This window comes from Streptomyces sp. NPDC052043 (genome assembly GCF_044548235.1).
Classification (GTDB): domain Bacteria; phylum Actinomycetota; class Actinomycetes; order Streptomycetales; family Streptomycetaceae; genus Streptomyces.
The window spans coordinates 1-24,813 of sequence record NZ_JBIUBT010000025.1; the positions used below are offsets into that span (position 1 = coordinate 1).

General features: G+C 67.2%; 23 protein-coding genes and 3 pseudogenes. 10 read left to right on the top strand and 16 right to left on the bottom strand.

Features of this window, described 5'->3' with window-relative positions; all coding sequences use genetic code 11:
* The coding region (locus tag ACIHCX_RS37180) for a hypothetical protein (RefSeq protein WP_400037669.1) at window positions 1–314 on the top strand (314 nt) is incomplete at its 5' end.
* Between the two features lie 331 nt (window positions 315–645).
* Here the strand turns inward: ACIHCX_RS37180 and ACIHCX_RS37185 are convergent.
* From ACIHCX_RS37185 to ACIHCX_RS37195, 3 genes and pseudogenes are all read right to left on the bottom strand, one after another.
* Window positions 646–924, bottom strand: a complete 279-nt coding sequence (locus ACIHCX_RS37185; protein ID WP_400037671.1) for a hypothetical protein — start codon at window positions 922–924, stop codon at window positions 646–648.
* A gap of 619 nt (window positions 925–1,543) precedes the next feature.
* Window positions 1,544–2,092, bottom strand: a pseudogene (locus tag ACIHCX_RS37190) (reverse transcriptase domain-containing protein); the annotation flags it as partial.
* A 132-nt stretch (window positions 2,093–2,224) separates the two neighbouring features.
* On the bottom strand, window positions 2,225–2,461 hold the full coding sequence (locus ACIHCX_RS37195) for a hypothetical protein (protein WP_400037673.1): 237 nt from the start codon (window positions 2,459–2,461) through the stop codon (window positions 2,225–2,227).
* Between the two features lie 823 nt (window positions 2,462–3,284).
* Here ACIHCX_RS37195 and ACIHCX_RS37200 point away from each other — a divergent pair.
* Together ACIHCX_RS37200 and ACIHCX_RS37205 are read left to right on the top strand one after the other, a co-directional pair.
* The gene (locus ACIHCX_RS37200; protein ID WP_400037675.1) at window positions 3,285–3,824 is read left to right on the top strand and encodes a hypothetical protein; all 540 of its coding nucleotides are present in this window, start codon (window positions 3,285–3,287) and stop codon (window positions 3,822–3,824) included.
* A 197-nt stretch (window positions 3,825–4,021) separates the two neighbouring features.
* A complete protein-coding gene (locus ACIHCX_RS37205) occupies window positions 4,022–4,336 on the top strand; it encodes a hypothetical protein (protein ID WP_400037677.1) in 315 nt (104 codons plus the stop codon).
* A gap of 777 nt (window positions 4,337–5,113) precedes the next feature.
* On the opposite strand, the gene ACIHCX_RS37210 is transcribed toward ACIHCX_RS37205, so the two are convergent.
* Complete coding sequence (locus ACIHCX_RS37210; RefSeq protein WP_400037679.1) at window positions 5,114–5,983, bottom strand: hypothetical protein; 870 nt, start codon at window positions 5,981–5,983, stop codon at window positions 5,114–5,116.
* A gap of 1,368 nt (window positions 5,984–7,351) precedes the next feature.
* Between ACIHCX_RS37210 and ACIHCX_RS37215 the strand changes: the two genes are divergently transcribed.
* From ACIHCX_RS37215 to ACIHCX_RS37225, 3 genes and pseudogenes are all read left to right on the top strand, one after another.
* Window positions 7,352–8,872: an IPT/TIG domain-containing protein gene (locus tag ACIHCX_RS37215; RefSeq protein ID WP_400037681.1), complete on the top strand. Its 1,521-nt coding sequence runs from the start codon at window positions 7,352–7,354 to the stop codon at window positions 8,870–8,872.
* 479 nt (window positions 8,873–9,351) lie between these two features.
* Window positions 9,352–9,672 carry an ATP-binding protein gene (locus tag ACIHCX_RS37220; protein ID WP_400037683.1) on the top strand — a complete coding sequence of 107 codons (321 nt, stop codon included), beginning with the start codon at window positions 9,352–9,354 and terminating at the stop codon, window positions 9,670–9,672.
* Window positions 9,650–10,021, top strand: a pseudogene (locus ACIHCX_RS37225) (hypothetical protein); the annotation flags it as partial. The gene ACIHCX_RS37220 and the pseudogene ACIHCX_RS37225, both read left to right, overlap by 23 nt.
* Before the next feature lie 472 nt (window positions 10,022–10,493).
* Here the strand turns inward: ACIHCX_RS37225 and ACIHCX_RS37230 are convergent.
* The 6 genes from ACIHCX_RS37230 to ACIHCX_RS37255 form a co-directional block, all read right to left on the bottom strand.
* A complete protein-coding gene (locus tag ACIHCX_RS37230) occupies window positions 10,494–11,528 on the bottom strand; it encodes an SMI1/KNR4 family protein (protein WP_400037685.1) in 1,035 nt (344 codons plus the stop codon).
* A gap of 468 nt (window positions 11,529–11,996) precedes the next feature.
* Window positions 11,997–12,353 carry an HIRAN domain-containing protein gene (locus ACIHCX_RS37235; RefSeq protein ID WP_400037687.1) on the bottom strand — a complete coding sequence of 119 codons (357 nt, stop codon included), beginning with the start codon at window positions 12,351–12,353 and terminating at the stop codon, window positions 11,997–11,999.
* Between the two features lie 29 nt (window positions 12,354–12,382).
* Entirely contained in the window at window positions 12,383–12,733 is a 351-nt protein-coding gene (locus tag ACIHCX_RS37240) for a tyrosine-type recombinase/integrase (protein WP_400037747.1), read from the bottom strand.
* A complete protein-coding gene (locus ACIHCX_RS37245; protein WP_400037689.1) occupies window positions 12,734–13,261 on the bottom strand; it encodes an SMI1/KNR4 family protein in 528 nt (175 codons plus the stop codon). It abuts the gene before it with no gap.
* Between the two features lie 520 nt (window positions 13,262–13,781).
* A complete protein-coding gene (locus ACIHCX_RS37250) occupies window positions 13,782–14,321 on the bottom strand; it encodes a hypothetical protein (RefSeq protein WP_400037691.1) in 540 nt (179 codons plus the stop codon).
* A gap of 460 nt (window positions 14,322–14,781) precedes the next feature.
* Window positions 14,782–15,312 carry a DinB family protein gene (locus ACIHCX_RS37255; RefSeq protein ID WP_400037693.1) on the bottom strand — a complete coding sequence of 177 codons (531 nt, stop codon included), beginning with the start codon at window positions 15,310–15,312 and terminating at the stop codon, window positions 14,782–14,784.
* 412 nt (window positions 15,313–15,724) lie between these two features.
* Between ACIHCX_RS37255 and ACIHCX_RS37260 the strand changes: the two genes are divergently transcribed.
* Window positions 15,725–16,327, top strand: a complete 603-nt coding sequence (locus ACIHCX_RS37260; RefSeq protein ID WP_400037695.1) for a hypothetical protein — start codon at window positions 15,725–15,727, stop codon at window positions 16,325–16,327.
* A 75-nt stretch (window positions 16,328–16,402) separates the two neighbouring features.
* Here ACIHCX_RS37260 and ACIHCX_RS37265 read toward each other — a convergent pair whose 3' ends face one another.
* Entirely contained in the window at window positions 16,403–17,131 is a 729-nt protein-coding gene (locus tag ACIHCX_RS37265; RefSeq protein ID WP_400037749.1) for an ArsR/SmtB family transcription factor, read from the bottom strand.
* Between the two features lie 68 nt (window positions 17,132–17,199).
* Between ACIHCX_RS37265 and ACIHCX_RS37270 the strand changes: the two genes are divergently transcribed.
* Window positions 17,200–17,844, top strand: a complete 645-nt coding sequence (locus tag ACIHCX_RS37270; protein ID WP_400037697.1) for a flavin reductase family protein — start codon at window positions 17,200–17,202, stop codon at window positions 17,842–17,844.
* An 822-nt stretch (window positions 17,845–18,666) separates the two neighbouring features.
* Here ACIHCX_RS37270 and ACIHCX_RS37275 read toward each other — a convergent pair.
* Entirely contained in the window at window positions 18,667–19,059 is a 393-nt protein-coding gene (locus ACIHCX_RS37275; RefSeq protein ID WP_400037699.1) for a hypothetical protein, read from the bottom strand.
* An 83-nt stretch (window positions 19,060–19,142) separates the two neighbouring features.
* On the opposite strand from ACIHCX_RS37275, the pseudogene ACIHCX_RS37280 reads away from it, so the two are divergent.
* Window positions 19,143–19,250 (top strand): annotated as a pseudogene (locus tag ACIHCX_RS37280) (DDE endonuclease); the annotation flags it as partial.
* A 14-nt stretch (window positions 19,251–19,264) separates the two neighbouring features.
* On the opposite strand, the gene ACIHCX_RS37285 reads toward ACIHCX_RS37280, so the two are convergent.
* The 4 genes from ACIHCX_RS37285 to ACIHCX_RS37300 form a co-directional block, all read right to left on the bottom strand.
* Entirely contained in the window at window positions 19,265–19,945 is a 681-nt protein-coding gene (locus ACIHCX_RS37285) for an HAD family hydrolase (RefSeq protein ID WP_400037701.1), read from the bottom strand.
* Between the two features lie 183 nt (window positions 19,946–20,128).
* On the bottom strand, window positions 20,129–21,454 hold the full coding sequence (locus tag ACIHCX_RS37290) for a M20/M25/M40 family metallo-hydrolase (RefSeq protein WP_400037703.1): 1,326 nt from the start codon (window positions 21,452–21,454) through the stop codon (window positions 20,129–20,131).
* Entirely contained in the window at window positions 21,451–22,857 is a 1,407-nt protein-coding gene (locus tag ACIHCX_RS37295; RefSeq protein ID WP_400037705.1) for a cytosine permease, read from the bottom strand. The genes ACIHCX_RS37290 and ACIHCX_RS37295 overlap by 4 nt, the downstream gene beginning before the upstream one ends.
* A 2-nt stretch (window positions 22,858–22,859) precedes the next feature.
* Window positions 22,860–23,813, bottom strand: a complete 954-nt coding sequence (locus tag ACIHCX_RS37300; protein ID WP_400037707.1) for a DUF1177 domain-containing protein — start codon at window positions 23,811–23,813, stop codon at window positions 22,860–22,862.
* A gap of 111 nt (window positions 23,814–23,924) precedes the next feature.
* On the opposite strand from ACIHCX_RS37300, the gene ACIHCX_RS37305 reads away from it, so the two are divergent.
* On the top strand, window positions 23,925–24,785 hold the full coding sequence (locus ACIHCX_RS37305) for an IclR family transcriptional regulator (protein WP_400037709.1): 861 nt from the start codon (window positions 23,925–23,927) through the stop codon (window positions 24,783–24,785).
* The last annotated feature ends 28 nt before the right edge of the window (window positions 24,786–24,813 follow it).

Below are 24,813 nucleotides of genomic sequence, written 5' to 3' on the forward strand. Positions count from 1 at the left end.
CCCTGGACGCCGTGATCGGCGCCTATCTGGCCGAACGCGACCACACCGATACCGGCGGCACCGGCTCGGCGCCCAGCACGGCGATCGCGGTGGACAGCAAGGCGCTGTCCGGCTCTGTGCCTGTGTTCATGGTTGACCGGGTGCCGGGACGAGCCTCGCTCACGGCCCGCTCTGAACGGCCCTGTACGGGGCTGAATGAGACGGGAACTGAGACGGCCCGGTCTGTGGCTGGGCCGTCTCGTGAGCTGCGTGACCTTCTGATCCGTAGGATCGGGCACCCCGCCGCGAGGAGGGCCGACGGCCGCCCGCTCTGATCGTTCAGGTCAGCGGTCATGTGCGTCTGTGTGCCGGCGTTGCCGTCAGCGCTGCCGTCAACGCCGAACGGTGGCACCTCCGCCACGACGGCTTTCGGGCCCGCCGGCCTGCGGCGTCCGCAACATCGCCCCCGGTCTCCGCCGGTCAGGTCTGGCATCAAGCCCGACCGACAGGCCCTCCTCGGCCTGACGTGATCAAAAGGGGCGAGGTCGAACCATGCCGAAGCCCTGGGCGCCTACCCGACACGACAGCCGGGCCGCTGACCTGCCTGCCAGCGCCCCGACAAGCCATAGCGGTCCGGCGGGAGAATCGCCGGACCGCTATGAAGGATCAGGATCCGAAGGTGACGATGTAGACCGGGCTGTCAGAGGTGTTCTCCTGGTGCACCGCCGGGCATGACGTCTTCTGCTTGCTGTCCTCAGTGTTGATCTGAATTCCGCAGAAGGGCGAGTGATCCCAGTCGAGGTGGTGGATGTCGCTGAGCACGGGGATGTTGTCCCCCTCGTTGTCGTCCCCGTTACGGGTATCAGCGCTGGCCCCGCCGATGCCGGCGAAGAGGATTCCGCAGGTGGCCACGGCCACCGTTGCAAGCTTCTGGACGTTCCGCATGTGTTCTCCTCCGTTGCTCTGCCCCAGATCGGGCAGACACCGAAGAGGATTGCTCAAATAGGGGCAAAGTGTAAACGTCATTCACCCTTTGATCACTCGTGCGGCCGTACAAGTCACGAAGCCCCCGGAGCGCAGGGCGGGTTCAAGTTCCCGGTAGGAGCGGGCTGTCGGTGATGCCCCAGATCCAGACGGCGTGTTCGGGTGCGTCCCGGATCGCTCGGGTGGTCTTGGCGATGTTGTCCGCTCCCAGCAGCCGCAGCCTGCCGATGGCCAGGTTCCGCAAAGCAGCCATCGCCCGCGGCGCGCTGCCGGCGTGGACGGTGGAGGCGTCCTCGGCAAACACCACATCTCTGACATGGTGGCTGGAGTTTTCGATTGCCCAGTGCCCGCGCACGTATCCGCCTAGGTCAACAGGGCTGGCCTGGTGGGTGTCGAGGCTGGTGACGGCGTAGACCGTCTCCCGGGCCTGTCGCTTGCCGCTCTCCTGGCGGCGCCGGTGGATGCGCAAGGCCAGCCGCGCTTCCGGGAAGGCGATCCCGCCCAGGTTCGCCGCGATGGCCATGGTCTTGAGCGAGCGGGACTCCCGCCGCCCGTGCCCGGTCCCGGAGACGGTGTGCGCGAAGCACGCCGTGATGTCGCCCTCCACCACCCACTCGTATCCGTGGCTGGCGAGGTAGCGAGTCTCCGCGATCGCATCGTGAGCTCGGCGGTTCGGGCGGAACCCATAGGAACACGGGAGGAAATCCGCTTCGAATACCGGCTCCAGCACCAGTTTCAAGGACGCCTGGACCACTCGGTCCGCCACGGTCGGAATCCCGAGACGACGCAGCTTGCCATTCGCCTTGGGAATCATCCGCTCGCGGACAGGAACCGGATGGAAGCTGCGGTCTCTGACCTGGGTCCGCAGCTTGTCGAGAAACGCCTCGACTCCCTGCCCGGCTTCGATGGAGCGGGCGGTCTTCCCATCCACTCCGGCCGTGCGGGCACCCTTGTTTCCCCGGACACGGTCCCACGCCACCAACAGGAAGGCGGGATCGGCCACGAGGTTGAACAGGTCGTCGAACCTGCGATGAGAATCATCTACAGCCCAACGGTGCAGCTTGGTCTGGATCTCCAGTACCCGGCGTTCGGCCTTCATCAAGGCCCATTCCAGCTCGTCGGTATTCACCGGCGACAGCCTCCTGGCATTCCAGTCTCCTTACTGCTGACTTGCTGGCCCCACAGGGTAGGCCGCCGGCGAGGTGTCCGCTGATGCGGACCCTTTTCCGACGGCCCCCCACCGAACCGGGCATGCGACTTATCACCGCACCCGGCTCTCCAGCGTCGATTCCATCGAGTCCTGCCGAACGGAAAGTCCTCTGTGGATTCCGCTGTGACAGTCACGGCAGACGATCAGGGTCTTGCGGCGGCGTGATGCCATCTGCGTTGCCCAGTCAGGCTGTTGAACCTGACTCCCGGGGCGGAGGTCACTCAGACGTCGAATGTGGTGCGCTTCGACTTCTGTTTGCGCCTTGCAGAGTTCACAACGGCCGGACATGAGCCGGTCGATGAGTTCTGCGGGACGCTTCCTCCATACCACCGGAAGCTCGTCTTTGAGAGTTACCCTCGTGGTCCTTCGTGCCAGCGAGACTCCGCCCCAACGGGCGACCAGCGGCTTCTTTCCTTTGCCGCGTTCGACTTTGACCTGGAGGCCCCTTCGGGGGCCAGCAGGTGTCTGCCAGGTGGCACGGTAGCGATTCCAGACCTTGTTGACGCTGATCTTGTTCTTATGTCCCAGCGTCTTGGTCAGGGAGCGTTCCGTGATCCACCTCAGCAGGCCTAGCTAGCGAGGCAGTAGCGGCTGCTGGCCCACACGCTCTCCAACTGTGTTGGCGCCTGCCAGGGCTGCGTGCACGGGCGTTCACCTTCGTTCATGGCCGCCTGGCCCTCGGCGCTGGGACGGCTTCGGGTCCCGCCTGAACGACTGTGAACGGGGCTGAATGAGACGGGAACTGAGACCGCCGGGTGTATGGCCGAGCCGTCTCGTGAGCGGTGTGACCTTCTGACCCGTAGCTCTGTGTGGATCGGTCAGCGACGGTCATAGCGGTCGTGTCGACACTTGCAAGGGACACTGTTGGGCGGGGTTGGCTGCTGTGGTTGCTGTACTCCGCTGCTGTACCGGAAGCCTTCACCTCACCGCTGCAGTGAGGGCCGTGCCAACCGTGAAGACCTGCGCCCACGCCTGCGGCTGCTCTGTGCGCGCCGAGGAGCTGAGCCCGACAGTCTTGGCGATGTTCTGACACGCGGCCTGTTGACGCTGCGTTCCACACGGTGTTGGGTCGTCTCTGCCCGTGCGGGTGTACGGGCAGAGAGCTGGGGCGATGACCGAGGACGCCAGACCCGGGCTGATAAGGGTGGTGTACTTCCAGCAGACGTCCGCACTGATGATGGGCGCGGGCGCGGTGCTGTGCGAAGGGTTGCTGCTGGTCTTGATCGGTACGGCTCACCAGCTGGAGACCCTCCTGGTGGGAGCAGTTGCGGCGGCTCTTGCGTCCCTGGTGCTACTGCTGCTGCGTTTCCGTCTCCCCGCCCGGCTTCGCCGCGCGTACGAGCATGCCGCGTGGATCGACAGCACCGAAGAACAACCGCATACCGGCCAGGACGCGGCGCAGCGGCTGTCGCTACGGCGCACGGCCGGATTCGTGGGTGGAGCGGTCTGCTGGATGATGCTCATCGGCCTGGCATCGCATCAGTTGATGCCGCCCCTGATGCTGGTTCCGGTGGCCGTGACCCAGTGGGCGCAGTCCCGGGCGACCGCGGAATGGGAGCGGGCGAACGGGGCAGACCTGTGGCGGACCGTGCCCGGGCTGCTGAGTGCCCGAGGCCCGGTGTTTCGTGTGCCGGCAGAGGGCGGAATCTGAAGCCACGGCCTCAGGGGCAAGACTGCCACGCCCGCCACCGCTTTAGGAGTTCGATCGATCCTCGGCACTGCCGGGGAACCACCCGGTCACACTAGCCGTGTCGGACCGCCCAGGAGTGCTGGCCTCCGGCGTCGTTGATGTCACGCGTAGATGGCAGAGCGGAGCAACCCGCGCGCGCTCGCTGGCACGATGACCCCGTGGTTGACCTGGAACGCATCCAAGCAGAGACCGTGGCGTACTTCCGAGCACTGGATGAGAACACCACCCTGCGGCACCACTTCCGCGGCACTGACGAGGAGGGCGGCTTGTGGTACTTCGAGGCCGTACCCGATCGCGGCGAGTTGATCGCCGTCAAGCAAGCCGAGCTGACTTCGGCCGGCCAACTCCACCGGTACAGCTGGGAGCACCTGGAGGACGAGCACGGATTCCTGACGGACCAGGCGATTGACCCTGAAGAGGACCTGCTGGAGACCATCCCGGTCGAGGAGTTCCAGCGGGTGTGGACTCGGTAAGCGGGCTGGACAAGCACTTTAGGAGCGAGGTGGGGCGGGTTGGCGACTGACCTGCGGAAGGAGCATTCCGGCCAGCGTGAGGTCCATGCCCTGCTGGCGCCTGCCATTCCCCGTGGCTCCCCGCTCGTTCTGGCACGGTTGTGGCACGGGGAACATCTCCTTGAGCAGCGCACGGTGTCTCACATCCGCTTCAGTGGGATCCGCGCTCGCACGTGGTCACCCGATGGAGGCTACTCAGAGGCAAAGTCGTACAACGCCGACGTCTACGTTTTCGCCGTCCAGACTGCCCGGGAACACGCGGTCTACGAACCACTCGACACGGCTCAGTGGGAGTTCTACGTACTCCCCCGCTCAGTAGTCGCCACCCTGGACTCGGACAGCGTCAGCCTGAGCGCGGTTCGCGCGGCGGCTGGTCCACCAGTGTCCTTTGCCGCCCTCAATGACTGCATCCGGTCGGCCGATCCCCGCCCCGGCACGACTAGCGGCTGACGAGCGCAGTCCGTGCCACAACCGTGCCAGATACCGGGGTCAGCCACGATCAACACCGGTGCCCCGCGGTCAAGTACTCGCTCGCTGCCTCGGCCGGCGACCCTCAGCTCACCCGGAAGATCTCCCGGCCTCTCTCCTCAAGTGGGTGTCGCAGGTTCTACTCCCACCCGGAGCGCCATTGAGGGCCAGTTCAGGGACTTGATCACCTCAAACTGAACCCTCGCTCGTGAATACCACCGTTGGGTGCATGCCGATGCTCAGCGCGGTGCGAGGAGCGCTGCGGCTGAGTCATCCCTCAACGGATCGGAGACCGTACCTTTGGAAGAAGTGAGCGTGCAGGTGGCTTGTGGGGAACCCGTACTGCACGTCTGTGAGCATGCGGAAGAGGAACTCACCCAGACCGCAATCGAATCGCTCCCAGTCGCCGAACTCGCCCACGAGAACGCGCCAGTCGTCCGGATCGGCCGTCCCGCTCTGCCAGACGAAATCGAACTCTTGCTCCGACGACCCCCATCTCAAGAGACCCCCCGGTGCCGGGTAGCCGGCATAGGGCTCCCACAGGTCGCTGGCATCGCCATGTCTCTTGGCCCACACCACGAGGTCCATGCCCAGGGCTCCGGGGACAAGGAGGTCGACGTACTCGTCGAAGCCGCCCGGACCGAAGAGGTCGACGATCTCCTTGTAATCCCTCGGCAGCGGGGTGCCGAGATCGGCCTCGACGGCAGGCCAGTCGACGGCCGGTTGCGGCACCGGTACCCAACCCGTGAGGATGCACAGCTTCTCGGCCCAGGAGGCACCCTCGGGGAACCCGGTGACCGCAGGGTCCTCACGATGGGCAATCACCACGACCACGCGCTCTCGGTGTGAGGCGCCGATGCTGCCGCAACCGATCCAGTGAGACTTGTAGGCCCAGCCCCGCATCTCTTGCAGCTCGTCCCCGAACGGCTCGACGAGCGGCAGTCCAGTGCGCTCAGTGAGTGACGGGTCGGTGAAGCCGTCCATGGCAAGGTTGCGGGGCCTGCCTACGAACCGGCCCACTTCGGCAACCAGTTCCTTCAGGCTTGTGCCCCCCGGCGCCTCAAGAATGACCGGTGGTCCACCCACACTGGATGAGTCAATGGTCTTCCAGATGGCGGCAACGACTTCCGAATCCTCCATGGGGCTCAGTGAACATCACGCCACTGACATCCTGACTTACGCTGCAGCCATCGAACTTGACAACGCCGACGTACAGCGGCCGACAAGCGCGGACGTCTGTGCACCAGCACCGCAGGTGGAGGTCCGGCCGGCCATCCGGCGACGCGGCCTGCCGTACTCTCGCAAGCTGCATCTGCTCAACTGCCCTCATTGCTCTGGCGGCCGGCACGAGCGAGGCCCCTCAGGTACCTGAGCAGGCCCAGGGTTGCGCTGGCGAGGAGACCGCCCACGGCTGCTCGGGCGGTGGTTCCCAGAGTGGAGTCCGCGGTCAACCTCCCCACCACGTAAAGGCTGAGCAGCGCCAGGACGGTGAAGGAGAGGACGGCCACAAGTGCTTTGGCCAGTCGAGAGCCGGTCATCGCGGTTTCTCCGGTACTACTCGCGGGCCTCCGGGCCCTGTCGGGCCTCACGCGCCTGGGCGGGTGGGACCGTGGCCTCGGAGAGTCCGGCATTCGTTTCGCCGGGCGTGGGCGCCCTTCATCATACGGGCACACCAAACGCCCCACAGCCCTTGACCAACACCGTGGCGCGGGGTGACATCACAGGAGGCAAGATCAGCTACCTGCGGTTCAGGCCACCTCCGCGCAGACCAGCATCATCCGCGAGGGGCCAACCGGGACTTCTACCTCAAGGAGTGGGGCGAAGGCTGCAAGCACGTCCAGCCCCATCATCGCCCTGGCCCGTCGGCGGGCCAGCGTGCTGGGGGCGCTCCTGCGCGACAATCGAGTCTTCACAGCCAGCCGTGTGTGAAGGTCGACGGTCACCGTGAACCCCTGCCGCGGCCTGGGACCGATACGGCCCTCCACGCGGGACCGTCTGCAGCCACCACTGCACCGTCCGCAGCGACCGGCCCGCCGAGGCTGCCGCCCACCGCACATGATCCGGCGTCAACGCGCCCCGCGCCTCCAAAGCGCCCACACCGCCACCACCTGCTGCCGCGGAGGAAGCGCAGCCAAGCAGCGTCGTATGCGGTCGATGACCTGCTCGAAGGCAGTGATCTGGGCGGTGACGGCATGCTGGGGTCGCGAGGGCGGCACTCGAGAAGCAGACTGGGATTAGTGGGCAGACAGCGCCCCGGCAGCTCGTGGCCACGGTGAGGCCGAGTCCCACGAAGGAGCGCGATATGCCGCTCCCGCGGCACGGCGGGGAGCCGGGTGCCTCATGGAGCCGCGGAATGCTCGGGCGGCTTGCACCGCGAAAGCGGGATGAACACGATCAACGCGACAGTCGGAGTGGCACACCGACACGGGTCCGCAACCCAGTGATCCCGGCGCGTACGGTGCGGCCGCCGCGGCCCACTTCGACCCCGGTGACACGCAAGGAGCACGTATGACGAACGCGACCCAGTCGGACCCGACCCCCGCCCAGGTCACTATGACCCTCGCCGCAATCGCCGCCACTGCGGCAACCCCGCGCCCGTCGGGTGAAACCCTGCAAGACCAGAGCCAGCGCGCCAGCCTCGGCATCACCGCGCAACTGAAGGACTCGACGCTCGCCACGGGCGGCAAGTGGGCGCTGATGTGGCTGGCGCTCAGCCCGGACAACGCGAACCTCGCCTACATCGCCTCGAATTCCGACTTGAGCCAGATCGCCGTGGTCGTGCGCGGCACGATCGCCAATCCCATCGACATGATGGAGGACCTCGACGTCGGCACGGTGGTGCCGTTCACCGCGGGCGGATCGAAGGACATCGCCGTCTCGGCCGGCGCCATGGCCGCGTTCACTCAGATCGCCACTGCGCGCCCCGTTGGTGGCCCGACCCTCACGCAAGCACTCAAGAGCCTCTTGACGTCCGCAAAGCCCCAGCCGACGGTCTACGTGACCGGCCACAGCCTCGGCGGCTGCATCGCCACCATGCTGGCCACGTACCTCCAAGCCCAGCCCTCGTTTCCGAACAATCCGAAGTTCGCGCTCATCACCTTCGCCGCCCCCACCGCCGGCCTGCAGAGCTTCGCCGAGTACGTCAACTCCCGGCCGTGGAGTCTGAACGAGCGCTACTTCAACGAGTACGACATGGTCCCGCAGGCCTGGGTCGAGTCCGATCTGCTGTACGCCAGGGACCACTGGTACTGGGACCCGAAACTACCGGGACCGAAGGCCAACGCAGAGGTGAAGAGCCTGCTGGATGTGATCATCGGGCTCCGGAAGGGCAACGAATACGTCCAGCCCGGCACCGAAAAGCCGTTGAACCCGAACTACTCGAAGCACGACAAGACGCTCGTCAACCAGACCACCGCAGACTTCCTGGGCCAGGTCGCGTTCCAGCACGCGAACTCCACATACCTGGACCTGCTGGGCGCGCCCAACGTCCCTGCCGGGCCGATGGTGACCGCGGTGAACCCCACCTCCGGAGAGGGAGAGACAGAGGTCACCATCACCGGCAGCGGATTCGACAAGGACAGTAAAGTCGACTTCGGCCCGATCCCGTGCGCCAAGTTCAGCCTCGACACGTCCGGTAAGCAGATCATCGCGAGCGCTCCCGACGGGACCGGCATCGTCGACGTCCGTGTCACCACCAACCTCGGCACATCGCCCGCCGTTCCGCTGGGGCAGTTCGCCTACGACGGACCCGCGCCCGTCGTAGTGAGCGAGGTCAGCCCGTCCAGCGGGAAGATCGGCAACCAGGTCACCATCACCGGCTCGGGCTTCGACGCCAAGAAGAAGTGGGCCGTTGCCGTGCGGTTCAAGGAGACCCCCGCCGATGGGTTCACCGTCAACAGTCCGACCGAGATCGTCGCGACGGTGCCGAAGCACGAACTGGTCGAGCCGAAGACGGTGGACGTCACCGTGGCGGTCGGCGTGGCCACGTCGCCTACCAGCCCGCACGACGAATTCACGTACGAGGGCTGAACCCGCCGGACCCGCCGACCAAGCCCTCATCGAACGCGTCACCGCCAAGCCGCCAGCGCCGAGCGCCAACAGGGCGGTGCGGGTCTCGTCACAGTGGCCGCCACGGGTTGCGATAGCCCCCTGTTGAGGTGGTGGTGATCGATCCACCAGGGGATTTGCCACCGAGCTGCCCCCGCCACGGCGCTTCCCGAACCCGGGACGGTCCGGCACCGGATGCATCTGTGTGCGGGCGTGGGTGTGGGTGGTGGCGAGCAGATTCTCGCGTTCGGTTCGGTCACGGTCCATGGTGATGCGAGCCTGTTCCTGGGCGTGGACGCGCAAGAGGTCGTACATGAACCAGCGGTCGCGCGCCTGGCTGTTCTGGGCGAGCAGGCGTGCTCGGACGAGCTGTCGCAAGGGCTCGCAGCAGCGCCTCCAGCGCGTCCTCCGGCGGGACGGGGGTCGGGTCGTACCCGCGCAGGTTCACCACCTGCACACGCGTGAACGAGCTGATCGTCAGCGAGCTGAGCGCGAACGCCATCCTCCACACGGCCAGTGGCCAGACATCCGGCAGCTTCCATCTGGCCCCCGCGGTCTCCCCGCAAGTGATCGCCCTGTCCGTGACGGACGATGGAGGCACGGGCACCGCACCGAAGGTCGAGGACCAAGACCAGGAGGGGGAGCACGGCCGAGGGCTCGGCATGGTCAGCGTCCTCGCTCACCGGGTGGTGGTGGTCCACAGCAGCCAGAGCGGCCACGCCGTCACCGCGGAGCCCTTCACCGACACACGGCGCGGAGCCCACCCGCGGCTACTGGTGTGAGTGCTGGACGGAAAGTCTTGGGGAGACGACAGAGAAGCCAGCCTTCCGCGCTTCTTTCGACGTGTACTCGGCGCCCCAGGCAGACCAGATGGGTCGCGGTCGCACCGCGCACAATCTCTCCGGCACTCGACCCCGACGCGTCCCAGGAGGCATGGGAGTGGCTGTACAACGGTCGCATCGAGACCAGGAGAGCCCTTTTGCGCGCCGAGCCCTGCACGGTGTCCGTCACCAAGGCCAGCACCCTCATCACGTGGACGATCCGACCAGTGCTCTTCGTGCCCCTCGCGACCGGCAGGGTGTAGAACTACCGCCCTCTGCCTACGACTTCAAACCTCGCAGGCACGATTGACGCTTGGCGCCTGGCCCGGATAGCCAGGCGCGCTCCACCTTGACGCCCTGAACCACGCCTGCTCCACGGTGTGTGGGTCGACGGCGGACGGGATGGGAGCTGGGGAGAGTGGTGGGTACAGGAAGCGGGCAGGCTCATGCCACACTCAGGAGGCCCAGCTCGCGGGCGTACCTGACTCGGGAGTGCGCGTGGATCCGCGCTTGAGGAGTCTCGGCAACGGCCCGATGACCTGCATCGCTGTGGCCTGGTTCGGCTACCAGGCCCTATATGGCGAGGGGCTGCTGCGGATCGTTTCCGCCGTCATGTTGGTGATGAGCGTGATAGCGGCTGCAGGCTGGACCCTCAACGACATCCGCCCTCGACCGAAGCGGCGCCGATCCCGGGAACGGGACGCTGGTTGAAATGCCCGTGCCGCCAGTTGCCAGTGGCCGGGCCGTCTGTGCATCGCCCAGCCCGACCGGACACCGCGCGCTCACGGTTCGTATCTCTGAAACCAGTGTGTGTCGAAATACCGGGCGGTCGAGTAGGGATGCCCGCGCTCGGTCAGCATGCGGAAGACGAACTCGGCGGCCGAGCAGTCGAACCGGCGCCAGGAGCCGGCATCCTCCTCTTGCACCAGGACGGGCCAGGCCTCAGGGTCGTTGCCCTCGGTGAGCCAGTAAAACTGGTCCGCCTGCTCGGACGCAGCCCACTGAAGGAGCCCGCCGGGAGCCGGGTAGATGTCATTTGGCCGCCACAGGTGTGTGCCCTCTTGAGAGGCATCCCGGGCCAGATACTCGGCATGGTCGACGATGTCCATGCTTGAGACACCGGCATCGGGAACGTACAAGCTGAGGAAACCGTCGAAGTCCCCGTGACCGAAAATCTCGGCGAGTTGCTTGTAGTCGCTGGGCAGAGCAGTGCCGAGGCGCTGCTCGACAGCCGCCCAGTCGATCGTCCGTACCCGTCTGTCTCCGACCCAGCCGGTCACGGCAACGACCCGCTCCACCCACGAGGCATCGGCCGGCGACCCGTACACGACCGACTCGGCCCGTTCAGCGACCAGCACCACGCGCCGTACGCCGTCACCGCTGTCCGCGGTCCCGGCCCCGATCCACCAACTCCCGTAGGCCCAGGCTCGCATGTCCACCACGTGTTTGCCGAAGGGGGTGAGCAGGGGCAGTCCTGTAGTCGCGTCCACCGCCGGATCGGCGTACCCACCCATGGCGAGGTTGCGCGAGGGCCCGTACCGACTGCTGATCTCCTCGACCAGATCGGCCAGCGCGACCTTTCCGGAAACGGCAAGACATAGATGCCCTGCCCCATGCCCCGCTACGCCGCACTCCAGTGGCTGCGAACTGCGGGCAACCAACCGCGTTACGACGTCAAGCAGTTCGTCCCTCCCGATGCGCTTCCGTTCCTCCCTGCGCATACGTGCCGACCGGTTGTCCTCCCGGATCCCCCGGATCTCTCGCCTGACACGGAAGCCGATATAACCCCACGCCGGGAGCGCAGCGACAATACTCATCAGCCGATCCTCGCCGGACTCCCCCGACCCGAAGGTGATCGACCCATAGATAGCCACCCAGACCATTGCGAGACCGAGTAGACGATTCATGGCCCCTCCGGCCCCCTTGGGAGAATCGGTCGGTTCCCGCGGCGCGAGCCATCGGAACATTCGGCCGCATCACCCCGGACGGCACCGTCTGCATAGCCCTGCCAATGGCATGGTCCGGGTGCCGTTCCGCAGCTTAGCCCGGCAGCGTCTCGGCAGGCAGAATCCGTAGAGCGGCAAGACAGGTTGCCCAGGTAGACGGGCGTGCCCATGTGGCAGACGCGTGCCAGATCCTGCGGGAAACCAGGGGGAACGGCGGGGAGTCAAGGAACTCGCCCGACATACTCCCACGGCCCTCCACCGCAGGTCATGACCGCAGAAAGCCCTAGATCACCTTTGCTTCCCAAGCTGATGGCATTGAGCGCGTGAGACAGTCGATCGCTACCGGAGGGACGCCGGCTGAGGGAGCGACGAGGGCCGCGGCGATAGGAGGTGGGCGACCACCCTCGGTTCGGCAGCCAGAACCGCCAGTGCATCGCACTTCGCTCCGGGCCCTGTCCCCCTCAGGCTCACCGCCGAGAGCTTCGATCCCTCGGCGATCAACCTGGACCAGGCACGGGCTTTCTGCTTATTGACGTAGCCTATCGGACTGTTGCCCCTGCGGGGATAGACCGCTACGGAATGGGCATCGTGGGGGTTGTCAGGTTCAGGCACCAGGCGCGAAACGAGCAGCAGCCCGCTGCACCTCGTCCTGCTGCTGCCGTCTCCTTTTGCGCTGCCCTGGCATCGGCCCAGCATCGCCAGCTTCGACCATCACAGCAAGGCCATTACCTATCCCCGTGACCGGAGCCCTCTCCCCCGCCCTCCCGGATCATGGTCCCAAGCAGGTCCGCGATGGCCCGGTCCCGGTCACTGGTCGTGTGCTGGTAGATCAGCGCGGCCCGGAAGCTGCTGTGCCCCATGCGAGTCATCAGCTCCCGCGTGCTGGCTCCGGCCGTGGAGGCCAGTGTGTTTCCCGTGTGCCGCAGATCGTGGAAGTGCAGCTCGGCCGTGACGCCCGCAGCCTTCCGGGCCTTGACCCAGTCGTCGCGGAAGTTGCTCCGCCGCAACTGCTCGCCCTGGGACCCGACGAAGACGAGGCTGCCAGCGGAACAAGGTACGGCCGTGTGCGCGTCCAGTCAGCGGCAGAGCTCCATCATCGCGTCATCGAAGTCCGGGAACTCCCGGGTCGCCTGCTCAATAACGGCGACCGCCGGCTGCTTGCAGTCGGCCGCGAATCGTTCGGCGACGGCCGCCAGTTCCTGGTTGTGGCGCGGGGTCCAGTCGGGCTCGTACGAGGTGGCTGCCTCCCAAGGGCCGTATCCACCAGCCAGCAGCCACAAGAAGGCACCCAGGCCACGTGCCACGACACCGGTCTCACCGTCGGAACCAAGAAAGACCACAGGCTGATCGACGAGCGGGCGGTGCGGGCGGATGAGCCAGAACGCCGCATATCCGCCCGTGCCGTCCTGGCCGAACACGCGGAAGTTGTCGCCATCCACCTCCGCGTTGCCTGTCCAGGCCCGGAACCAGTCGGTGGTCTCCTCGGCGGACAGGAAGGCCGGGAAAGGCTCGAAGTCGACGCCGTTGCCGTCGTCGTAGTCGGACGAGAGCGCCAGAGCGGCGGCGAGGGCCGCAGGGAACTGCCGATCGTCGGTGGGAATCACGCGGACAGACTAGCGATCGGCACTGTCACTGGGGCTGCTCCGCATGGGGCGCCGCCGTGCCTGCCCGACTGCCCCACCGCTTGCCAAGCACCTGGCGGGACTGACATGCCAACCATCGCGTGAAGCCACAACGTCAAGCATCTACCGGGACCGGACAACATGCCTGCCAGCCAGTGAGTTACAACACGTGCAGGGTATTCGGAGCTGTCTTCGCTGTCGTTGGCGCTTGGACGCTCACTGCTGCGATCTTCTGAGCAGGATCCGGCAGGAGCTGACATCAGCGTCTGACACCAACAAGCGCGAACAGTGGCGGTCGGCGCCGAACCTCAGCAGACGAAGAGACGAGGCACAACGCGGGATGGTCGACGTCTAGGCCCGCCATGATCGACCCGATAAGGATGAGGTCAGATCTTCAAGTTTGTGTCCGAGACAGGCGCTGTTCCAACCTATGGACGGCGCCCAGGGCTTGCCCTAACTATTGAGGATCCGCCCCCCGGAGCGTGCGTGGATCAGCTGCTGACTACGTGGGAGGGGCGTCAGGGCTCCCGTTGGGCACCAGCGGCCCACCCCACTGTGCCCCCGGCGGCGGGACAGGAGCCCAGTCCGGGCCGCGGTGATCCAGCCACCACCTACCGATGGTGTGGAACTTCTCCTCGAAGCTGCGATCCCAGCTGAGGAACGCGGTGGTCGGCGCCCGCAGGCGGGTACGGCGGCGGCCCGCTTCGTAGATCACGACGGTCCGGCTTCCGAAGAGAGACTCGATCTGGATGGCTTGGACGTTCGACCACGGGATGGTCCGGCGGCGGAGGTTATGCACGATGGCCGCCGATGGCGTGAGAGTGACCCCGAAGAGCCGCGAGGTGATCAACACCACGCCCAGCAGGACACCCCACGTCAGTCCTGAGACCAGTACAGGACCAGACGGTCCCCCGTCCAACCAGAACAAGACCTGGGAGGCCATGACGATGATGCCGGGCAGCATGGGCAGCAAGCGTTGGAGGCCCGTCAACCGGTAGCGGATGCGCTCCGGCGGTATAGCTGTGTCCTGCGATTGCTCCATCAATCCCCGCCTCTCACCATGCAGCCAGTGGTGGCCCACCATCGCCGAAGCAGCATGGCGGAGCAGGGGCCCGCTGTCCAACTGCCCACTTCGGAAGCTGAGCGAGCGCTCTGGAGAACTGGTCTGGCCACTTGCTGTGGCCGTGGATCTTGAGAGTGACGGAACTGACGTCTGCGCCGAGAGGAACTGAGGAACTTTCGCGGCCTGAGGCGCTGTGCCCCTTCTGTGCCCGAACGGTCGGCGACCAACGGGAAGCTACGGGGAACAACAGCGAGCCGCCTGCGTTCGCGCAGGTCAACATCGCGCCAGGTCAGCACGGATCCGCATACGCACTCTTCCAAACTGAGGCTCCAGGATCCGAGTGCGACGCTTGACTGGGTCATTGAAACTCCCAGCCAAAGTCGCAACGCCGACCCCAGATGGGAGCTGACCACACTGGTAACGATCACCCTAGGACACGTTACTGATGGTAACCAGACGTGAGGCCACGGAGCATGGCGATCTGCCCCAAGTGAGCGAAGGAGTCAGTGATCAGCCCCTGCAAGCGCTCCTCGACCGTGTGCACGTTGCCCAGCGTGGGACTCACGACAATCCGGCCCAAATCGTCGTCAGGTGCCGCCGACAGGTAATGCTCGGCTAGATCATGGACGGCGCCGTGATAGGCGAGCAGGCCCTTGCTCCCCGGGCTGCGGAAGGACGCCGCTTGCTCAAACGAGTGCCCGAAACCGGTGTCGGACGGATCGGCAGGACGGCCGAAAAGATCGGCCCACCCGTCGGACAGCCACCGCTGAGAATCACCCATGAGCTCAGACAGATTCCTGTCCTGGCCTCGTGCGACATGCCAGGTGAGCCACCCCATGCTGTTGCTGCCTGGCGACGGCCTCCAGTCGAGGGCAGCATCCTCGAGACCGTCCACCGACTTGATCAACTCACTCCGAATTCGCCGAAAGAGTCCCAAGCTCAGTCCTTGCCACCCAACTTCAGCGGTCACCCGCGGCCCCTCTCACACTCCCAGACAACGCAACGCAGACCTCACCCTCCAGCGAGCTCATCCTCGGTGGAGCCAGATCAACTTGGTACATCGCGGAGCCAGAAACAACTGGTACAGCTGGGCCACCAGAAGTGCTTACAGAGGTGCACCAAGTGCCCGCCATTGGCCGACCGCTACGTGTGCCTCGGGTGCAGCCAGGGCCCCCTCTCCTGACATCAGCGTCTGACACCAACCGCCGTGAACAACGGCGATCGAGGCCGTTGCGAGCGGACGCCCGGCCGAGGCGTAGGCCCGGTTGACCGACGCCAAGAGACCCCGTGATCGACCTGCGACTCATCCGGCAGGTCGTCCCTCCCACCGCTGAGGCACTCTGGCTAGCGGCAGTTGGCCAGGCATCTTTAAGATCACCGGCATGTCGCGCTCTCGTTCGCTCCTGCTGATCCTGTCCGCCGCGTTCGTCTTCGGTGTGACCGCCGCACTGTTGAAGGGCACCGAGGACGGGGTCAGCCAGGTGTACGGGAACATGTCGGCGCCGTGGCTGCTGCTCGCGTTCCTGCCGGCGAGGCGAGCCCGCGGCGTTCTGCGTGGGATGGCGGTCGGGACCATCGCGACCATGATCGGCCTGGCAGGTTTCTACCTGGCCTTCGGGCTCACCGCGGGCCTCGGCGACCACGGCGTGCTCGGGGACTTGCGACTGGCGTTCATGGGGAACATCCACTGGTTCGAGCTGGGTCTGTTCAGCGGGCCGGCGATGGGCGCTCTCGGTGCGTGGTCGGCCCGGCGGAGGTACGTGACACCGTTGCCGGCGACCGGGATGTTGTTCGTGTTGGAGCCGCTCGCCGTGCTGGCGATGGTCAGCCTTCCGGCGCTCAATCGCACGCTGTTCAACTGGGGTGACCAGCCCGTCGTGCCGTATCTGGTCGAGGCGGCGCTGGGCGCGGCGCTTTGCGCCCTCGGTGTGATGCAATTGCGTAGCACCACAGCCGCGAACACCTCGCCGACGCTTGCTGATTAAAGCCGTTCCACGCGGAAGCCGCCGGGCGTACGGGATGGAAGTTGCTCGGCCTCCTCGCCCACGGCCGCGGTCAGGCTAGGAGCGTGGGTCAGTAACGGACCAGTCGTCGGACAGGCCGAGGTGGTCCCGGAACGCGCGCCGGCCGGTGTCGGTGAGAACGACGGCTCGGCCGGTACCGATCCGAGCGATCCAGCCGGAGTCGAAGGCGTGACGGCATACGGCGGCACCGACGGTGCCGGCCAGATGGGGGCGGCGTTCCGTCCAGTCCAGGCAGGAGCGGACAGGCGGACGCCGCTTGTTGGGCGGAACGGCGATGCCGAGCTCGTCCAGCCAGGCGGTCGCGTTGCCGGTGAGTGCCAGCCCTTGCTCCCAGTCCAGTAGTCCCCGATCGGTCATGGCCGTGGTGATCGCGACCCCGAGGGCGCCGGCGAGGTGGTCGTAGCACGTGCGGGCACGGGCCAGCGCCCGGCTGCGGTTGACAGCCGGCAGCGAGTGGGGCGGGGCGGCTCGTCGAGGAGCCATGGAACCAAGATTCTCGATCAATTCCGCCGTGGCGGGGTCGGCCAGGCGAACGTAGCGATGACGGCCCTGACGCTCCTGTGCCAGCAATCCTCCAGTGACAAGGAGGTTCAAGTGCTCGGTCGCGGTCGAGGCAGCAACCCCGACGTGGCGGGCCAACTCGATCGCGGTCCACGCCCGGCCGTCCAGCAGCGCAAGGCAGAACCCTGCGCGGGTGCTGTCGGCCAAAAGACCGGCCAGGGCTGCCAGGTCCGGGCCCTCGACATGCGCGTCACGGCTGTTCATCATCGTCCATCATCCACCAGCGATCCTTCGGCGCGCGCCGAAGAGTCCCCGCCCTACCGTCGAATCCCATGAACACCATGACGCCGGACAGCGCGCCCGCCGACATCTCGACGGATCACGTGACCATCACGCCGAGCATCCTGTACTTCGGAACACCGGTCGTGCTGCTCTCCACGGAGAACGAGGACGGCTCCTTCAACCTTGCGCCGATGTCCTCGGCCTGGGCATTGGGCCAGGTGGTCGTCCTGGGCGTGGGGGTCGAGGGCCAGACCGCGCACAATCTCCGCAGTCGACCCGAGCTCGTGATCAGCCTGCCCGCGCCGACTCAGTGGCCGGCGGTGGAACAGCTCGCGCCGCTCACCGGGCGCACCCCCGTGCCCGTGCACAAGCGAGGTGGCTTCCGATTCGAGCGGGACAAGTTCGCGGCCTCAAGCCTGCAACCTGAGCCCTCCGAGCTGGTCCGGCCGCCCCGGGTCGCCGAATGCCCCCTGCAACTGGAGGCCCGTGCCGCCCGGGCCCAGCCTGACGTCGCCGGCGGGTTCCTCGTCGTCGAAGCCCATGTGCTCAAGGTCCACGCCGATCCGCGCATGGTCGTCCCCGGCACTCAGCACGTCGACCCGGCCATGTGGAGCCCGCTGATCTACAACTTCCGCCACTACTACGGACTCGGCCCGGAGCTCGGCCACAGCTTCCGTTCCCAGACACCCCGCTGAAGCCACCCGAACCCATACCGACGACGGCCAGCCAGCGCTTGCCCGTTACTGACCCGCGCTCCTAGCGGCGGGCGGTCCCGGCCGCAGTCGCTACGCCGACCGCTCATGGAGTCGCAGCCCCTCAATGCAGGCGATCAAGTCACTGCCGCCAGTGGACTCGACCTTTTGGCGATCAGTCACCAACCTGTTTTACTGCGCGCATGGTTACAGGGATCTGCGTGCTGCTCGGCGTGCTGCTCGGCGAGGCGATCCGCCGTCGGCGATCGCGCCGGGCCATGGCACGGGTCAAGGCGGGGCAGGCAGCCCTCTTCCTGATCGGGGCCAAGCGGCCGAGCGTGGGCCGCCGATGGAGTTTGGGCCGGGTACGAGCTGATGCTGACGAGTTTCGATGGGAACCTCGCTGGCCGTGGACTCGGCTCCGTAAGGTCCCGGCAGATCTGCGTGTTGCCCGAGTACGCCAGCAGGAGGGCCGCGAATGGTTGTGGCTCCCGGCAAGCGTCTCGGTGATCGAGTGCGAATCGTCTGATGGACCGGTATGGCTATGGGCCATGGACACGCAACTGGAGCACGTAGTAGCGATGATCCGCTCCTGATCACAGGTGCGGAATCAGGTCGTATTCCCAGAGCGAGATCTGTCAACTGGGCTGCTGGTGTCCGACACCAGCAGCGGCGGACAGCGGCGGTCACCGTCGAGCGCTGGCGGACGGTCAGCCGACATCCCCGGTGAGCTGACCGATGCCCACAGGTCCCCATGATCGACCTGACAAGGATGGGCCAGATCTCGAAGCCGGATCCGACAGGAGCGCCATCCTCGCCCTGCGCTCAGACCGCCACGTGCACCTGCTCCAGGGCCCACGGCAACTGTTCGGCCAGCACGGCCCACTCAAGGACCGCCCCCGTCGAAGCGACTACTCGCACGATGGCTGTCTGAGGGCTCACCGCCCAGACTTCCCTGCCCTTGGGCCGCCTCGGGTCCGTTGCATCGAGCTTCGTGATCCGGACGACGATTCCGCCCATGGTGATAAGCCCAGGTGACAGCTGCGCGGTACTGTGCATCCATTGGCCTGACGCCCGTGGGTGGCTGCCGGACAGGACTCGGAGGCCGCACTCGACCTTCCCGTCCTGAGCCAGCCGCTCGCCTCGCTTCTTGACGATGCGATTCCCGGCCTGGCCTCCCAGCAGCCCGCCTAGCAGATCGCCCAGCAAACCCAGCATCACTCCCCCTTCAGACGGTTGTATCGGGAACGTGGGCGGCACACAAGATCGGGGTCCCCGAGTGAGCCCGGAGCGGGACCGGCCCCGAGGAGCTCATCGCCGCCGTCCGGCGGGGCCTACGACAGCTCCCGTACCGCAGCGACGTGCTGAACGGCTGCCTCACCGGGACCGGGCTGCGCTTCGGCGGCTGACCCTGTCGGATGTGTCAGAAGAGATCCAGCAATTGCGTCAGGGAAGTGAGGGAAGGCACGTCCGAGACGGCCGAGTCCCGGCACATCGTGCGTCCCGCATAGCCGAGTCTGATGGCCGCTGTCACCAGGTCGGGGTCGTCGTCAACGAACAGACACTGCGCCGGAGCGAGGCCGAGCGCCGTGCTGGCGTGATGGTACATACGTGGGTCCGGCTTGTTGCAGCCAAGGACGGCTGAGATCGCGTACGCCTCGAAGAACCGGCTGATCCCCAGCCCGGCGTGGAGGTCGGGCAGGTTGGGCCAGGCATCCGACACCACGGCCATCCGTACTCCCCGCCGGTTCAGCCCTTCCAGGGTCTCTTCGACGTCCGGGTAGGTCTCCAGGAACGTCGACGGTGGAACTTCACGTCGCAGGTCAGTCAGCAGCTCCGGGGTTGCGTCCACGCCAAGATGACGGAGCACCACCCGGTGGTAGTCGTCGTAGCCGGGTGTTGACGACGAGGCGGCGAAGAAGTGGTCGCCCGCGGCGATGGCCGCAGCGAACTGCTGGGGTGTGATGGACGGGGCATGGACGAGGACGGTCTCCTCGAAATCGGCTCGCGGGTTCCAACGTCCGCCGATCGGCTGCATCAGGACACCGCCCGAGTCGAAGAGAACAGCACGGATCATGGTGGCAGGGCCTGGGCTGGTCGTCATCCGCCCAGTCTGGTGAACGGAGGCACCACAGGTCCATCACCGAGCCGGACACCTCTCCGACCGCAGCGCTGCCCGTCCTGGTCACGCGACCAGGACGGGGTGCCGTGCCCCAAAGCCCCGTGCGGCTCGGTGAGTCTCCTCTCACCGAGCCGCACGGGGCGACGCGAAGGTGCGGTGGGTCGGTCAGCAGCTCTGCCACAGGCGGGTCATCACCCGGACGCCGAAGCGCAGGCCCTCGAGGGGGACGCGTTCGTCCACGCCGTGGAAGAGGCGGCTGTAGCCGAGGTCGTGGGGCAGTTTCAGGCCCTTGAAGCCGAAGCAGCGGATGCCGAGCTTCGTGAAGGCCTTCGCGTCGGTGCCGCCCGGGTTGCAGTACGGCACCGGATGCCCGTCGGGGTCCTCGGCGCGTACGGAGGCGCACATCGCGTCGACCAGGGCGCCGTCGAAGGAGGTCTCCATGGCGATGTCGTGGTTGACCCACTGCCGGGTGACCGACGGCAGGAGCAACGCGTCGATGGTGTCGACGAGTTCCTGCTCGTGGCCGGGCAGGAAGCGGCCGTCGACGCGGGCGGTGGCCCGGCCCGGGATCACGTTCGTCTGGTAACCGGCAGAGAACATGGTGGGGTTGGCGGAGTTGCGCAGCACCACCTGCATGAAGTCGGCGACCGGACCGAGCTTGGCGAGTTCCTTGTCGAGGTCCTCGGCGTCGAAGTCGATGTCGACGCCCTTCAGTCGTGCGGCCTCGGCGAGCAGCGCGCGCACCGGTTCGATCAGGCGGATCGGGAAGGTGTGGCGGCCGATGCGGGTGAGCGACTCGGCGAGGTCGGTGACCGCGTTCTCGTCGTTGGGCGAGGAGCCGTGGCCCGCGCGGCCGGTGGCCGTCAGTTCCATCCAGGCCATGCCGCGCTGGGCGTTCTCGATCGGGTACAGGCGCCGGGTGTCGTCGAGCGCGTAGCTGAACCCGCCGCCCTCGCCGATCGCCTCGGTGACCCCGGCGAACAGCTCGGGCCGGTGCTCGACCAGCCAGTGCGCGCCGTATCTGCCGCCCGCCTCCTCGTCGGCGAGGAAGGCCAGGACGATGTCGCGGGACGGGCGGGTGCCGGTGCGGGCGAAGTGCCGGGCGGTGGCCAGCATGACCGCCACCGTGTCCTTCATGTCGATGGCGCCCCGGCCCCACAGGTAGCCGTCGCGGATCTCACCGGAGAACGGCGGGACCTGCCACTCGTCCGGGTCGGCCGGTACGACGTCCAGATGGCCGTGGACGAGCAGGGCCCCGCGGTCCGGGTCGCAGCCGGGGATGCGGGCGACGACGTTGGCGCGGCCCGGGGCGCTCTCCACCAGTTCCGAGTCGAGGCCGGCCTCGGCCAGCCACTCGACGACCCGGTCGGCGCAGGCCCGCTCGTTGCTGGTGGGGTTGGAGGTGTCGAAGCGGATCAGTTCCGCGCAGAGTTCGATGACCTCGCGCTGGGCCTCCTCGGAGGCGGCGACGAGTGAGGGGGTGGTGCTCATGACGCTCCTACGGGGGCCGTGCCGGTGACGGCGGGGGGCTGCCCGGAGCCGTCGGCGGGTTCGTCGTCGAGGGTGGTGGTGCCGTACGTCCTGATCCAGCCGGCGAGCCCGAGCACGCAGTAGAGGACGAAGGCGGTCAGCAGGGAGTTGAGGGCGGGGATGCCGCCGTCGTAGAACTTGCCGACGCAGAACGCCGCGGCCCAGATGACCAGGGACATCGGCACCCAGACCGGTGAGGTGGCGGGCAGGGTCTGCGCCTCGCGGGTGGCGTCCAGCGGTCCGCGCATACGGCGCACGACCCAGTACTCGGCGACGATGATGCCGCCGACCGGCGGGATGGCCACGCCCAGGACCGACAGGAAGTCGGTGAAGTGGGTCATGATGCCGACCGCGGACAGGAGGGTGCCGGCGAGGCCGAGGACGATGGTGACCGCGCCGCGGCGCAGGCGCTTGCGGAAGACGACCTGGAAGAAGTTCACGACGCCGAGCGAGGAGCCGTACAGGTTCCAGTCGTTGATCTTCGCCGTGGACATCAGGACGACCAGCACACCGAAGACGCCGGAGGTGGAGAGCACGATCTGGGAGACCTGGTTGCTGCCCACCAGGTGGCCGAGGACGACACCGGTCATGCCGACGATGTACTCGGACAGGATCATGGACGAGGCGCTCTGCACGAAGACGTGCGTGCCCTTCCTGTTGTAGCGGGTCATCTCGGGCGCGACGATCGCGCCGGTCATGAAGCCGCCCGCGATGGCGGTCGCGGCGACGGACAGCGGGACCGCCGGGCCGGGGGCCGGCGAGTGGATGAGGTCGGAGATCGAGTGCTTGCTCAGGGCGTCGGTGACGGACCAGGCGACCATCGCGAAGAACAGCGGGGTGACGATCTTCGCGAAGACCGCCATGTACCGGAAGCCGAAGACCACCAGGACGGTGATGGCCAGGCCCGCGACGACGCACCACAGCCAGGAGGGGCCGCCGACCAGCGCGGAGACGCTGTTGCCGAAGATCGTGTTCTGCACTCCGAACCAGCCGACGAGGCTGATCGAGATGACGAGGCTGACCAGCGCGGAGCCGTTGCGGCCGAAGCCGACCCAGCGGGTCAGCAGGGGGGTGGCGAGGCCCTCGCGCATCCCGGCCAGGCCGATCGCGAAGATCACGACTTCCAGGATCACGGCACCGAGGGTGAAGGCGAGGAAGGCGTTGCCGAAGGACATGCCGACGCCGATGGTGGCGCCGAGCGTGAACTGCGAGATCGATCCGGACTGGGCGAGCCACTGGAGCAGCATCGTCCAGAAGCCGAGCCGTTCGTCGCGCGGGACGCGGGCGAGGGAGTAGTCGTCACTGCCCAGGGTTCTGTTCCCGGCGGTGTCCGGGGTGGCGGCGGTGTTCTGGTGAGCGGCCATGATCACGACTCCCTGGGTGCGCGGCCGAGGGTCTGCAGGTGCGCCAGCGAGCCGTAGCGGGACACGAGCTGGTCGAACTCCACGTCGTCGTGGAAGTCCAGGCGTCCGCCGCCGTAGGCCTTGGCGGTCTCGACGGCGAACCGGGCGGCGGCCGCGATGTCGGTCTCGTGGCTGGCGCCCGTCTGGCAGCCGGGCACCGCCGCGGCCGAGGTGACCGCGAGGCCGACGACCGGGGCGGCCGTCGCCGTGGCCGGCTGAAGGATCGAATTGATGTGGTGTACACCGTTACCGTACGGGGTGATGTCCTGCGTGGTCACCGGGTACGTGACCAACGGCTCACCGGTGACGACGGCCAGCAGCTCCCCCAGCCGCTCGCTGACCTTGAGCACCCAGCCCTCCTTGACGGTGGGCGACAGGGCCAGGCCCTTGTGGTTGATGATCCGGTTGCCCTTGGTGGTGTCGATGGAGAGCACCGCGTCCATCTCGTCGGTGACCTCGTGCCGGTTCATGGTGGCGATGTCGACCGGCGAGTCCATGAACGGCACCGGGTCGTGCGGCGCGGTCGGGGCGTTCGGGCAGATGTGGGTGGCCACGATCACGTCGCCGTCCAGCACGTCGCCGCGGCGGCACATGTCCAGCAGCTTGGCGGCGGTGGCGAGCGCGGCGAGCGCGCCGTCCGCGTCGGAGACCAGGCCGGTGATCTCCGGGCGGGCGCCCACACCGCCGAGCCGTCCGACCACGCCGAGGGTGCGCGAGGTGCCGCCGCCGCTGCGGCCGCTGCGGCCCGGCACGCGCACGAGGACGAAGTCCGTGGCGCCCCGCTCACCGGTGACGGTGGTGACCTGGGCGCCGGAGCCGGCGGGGCCCGCCACGGAGTCGAGGTAGGCGGCGACTCGCTTGCCGTCGGCATCGGGATCGTCCAGCAGATCCACGATGTCCAGGACGTACTTCAACATGGGCAGCTTCTCCTGATCCGCACCTCGGGCGGTGCTGACAGAAGATTCGGGATCCGTTAACCTTCTTCGCAACTGTTTCCCGTTATCTGCAATTCAGGTCTGAATGGCGAGATGGGCGGAGAGGCGGTCGTCCTGCGGAGAGGAGTTGCCGTGCCTGACATCCCCGTCGACCGGAAGACCCCGGCCGGGGCACTGCAGACGGTCGACCGGGCCCTGCTGGTGCTGCTGGCGTTCGAGCGCACACGGCCCGACTGGGGCGTGACGGAGGTGGCCACCGAGTTCGGCTGGGACACCTCGGTCGCGCAGCGGCTGCTGTCCACGCTGGCCGGGCGCGGCTTCCTGGTGTCGGATCCGGCGACCCGCCGCTATCGGATCGGTCCCGCCGCGCTGCGGCTGGGCCGGCTCTGGGAGCGCTCCGGCTCGCTGGAACTGCTCGCGGAGCCCGTCCTGCAGGAACTGCGCGCGGCGACCGGGGACACGGTCCTGTTCTGTCTGCCCGACAGCTTCCACATGCGGTGCGTGGCGGCGGTCGAGGGCGAGGAGGGGCCGCTGCGGTACTACCCTCTGGTCGGCGAGCTGTACCCGGCGCACGCGGGGGCGACCAGCAAGTCGTACTACGCGTTCCTGGCCGACGAGCAGCGCCACCGGCTGTTCCGCAGCCGGCCCATGGCCCGGTTCACCGACCGCACGGTCACCGACCCCGACCAGCTGGAACGCGAGTTCCGCCAGGTGCGGGCGCAGGGGTACGCGTGGACGGTCGGCGAGTACGACGCGGGCATCGGCACCGTCGCCGTGCCGGTCTTCCTCGGCGCCGAGCCCTACGGCAGCCTCAGCCTGGGGGCCGCGAGTGAGCGCTTCCCGGACGGCCCCGAGGACCGGCTCGACGCGCTGCGCAAGGCGGCCCGCCTGCTGGAGCAGCGGCTGACGCACCCGCCCCAGCACCACCGCCGCCCGCGCACCCGCACGGCCTGACGCAACGAACCCATGGTGAGGAATTTCC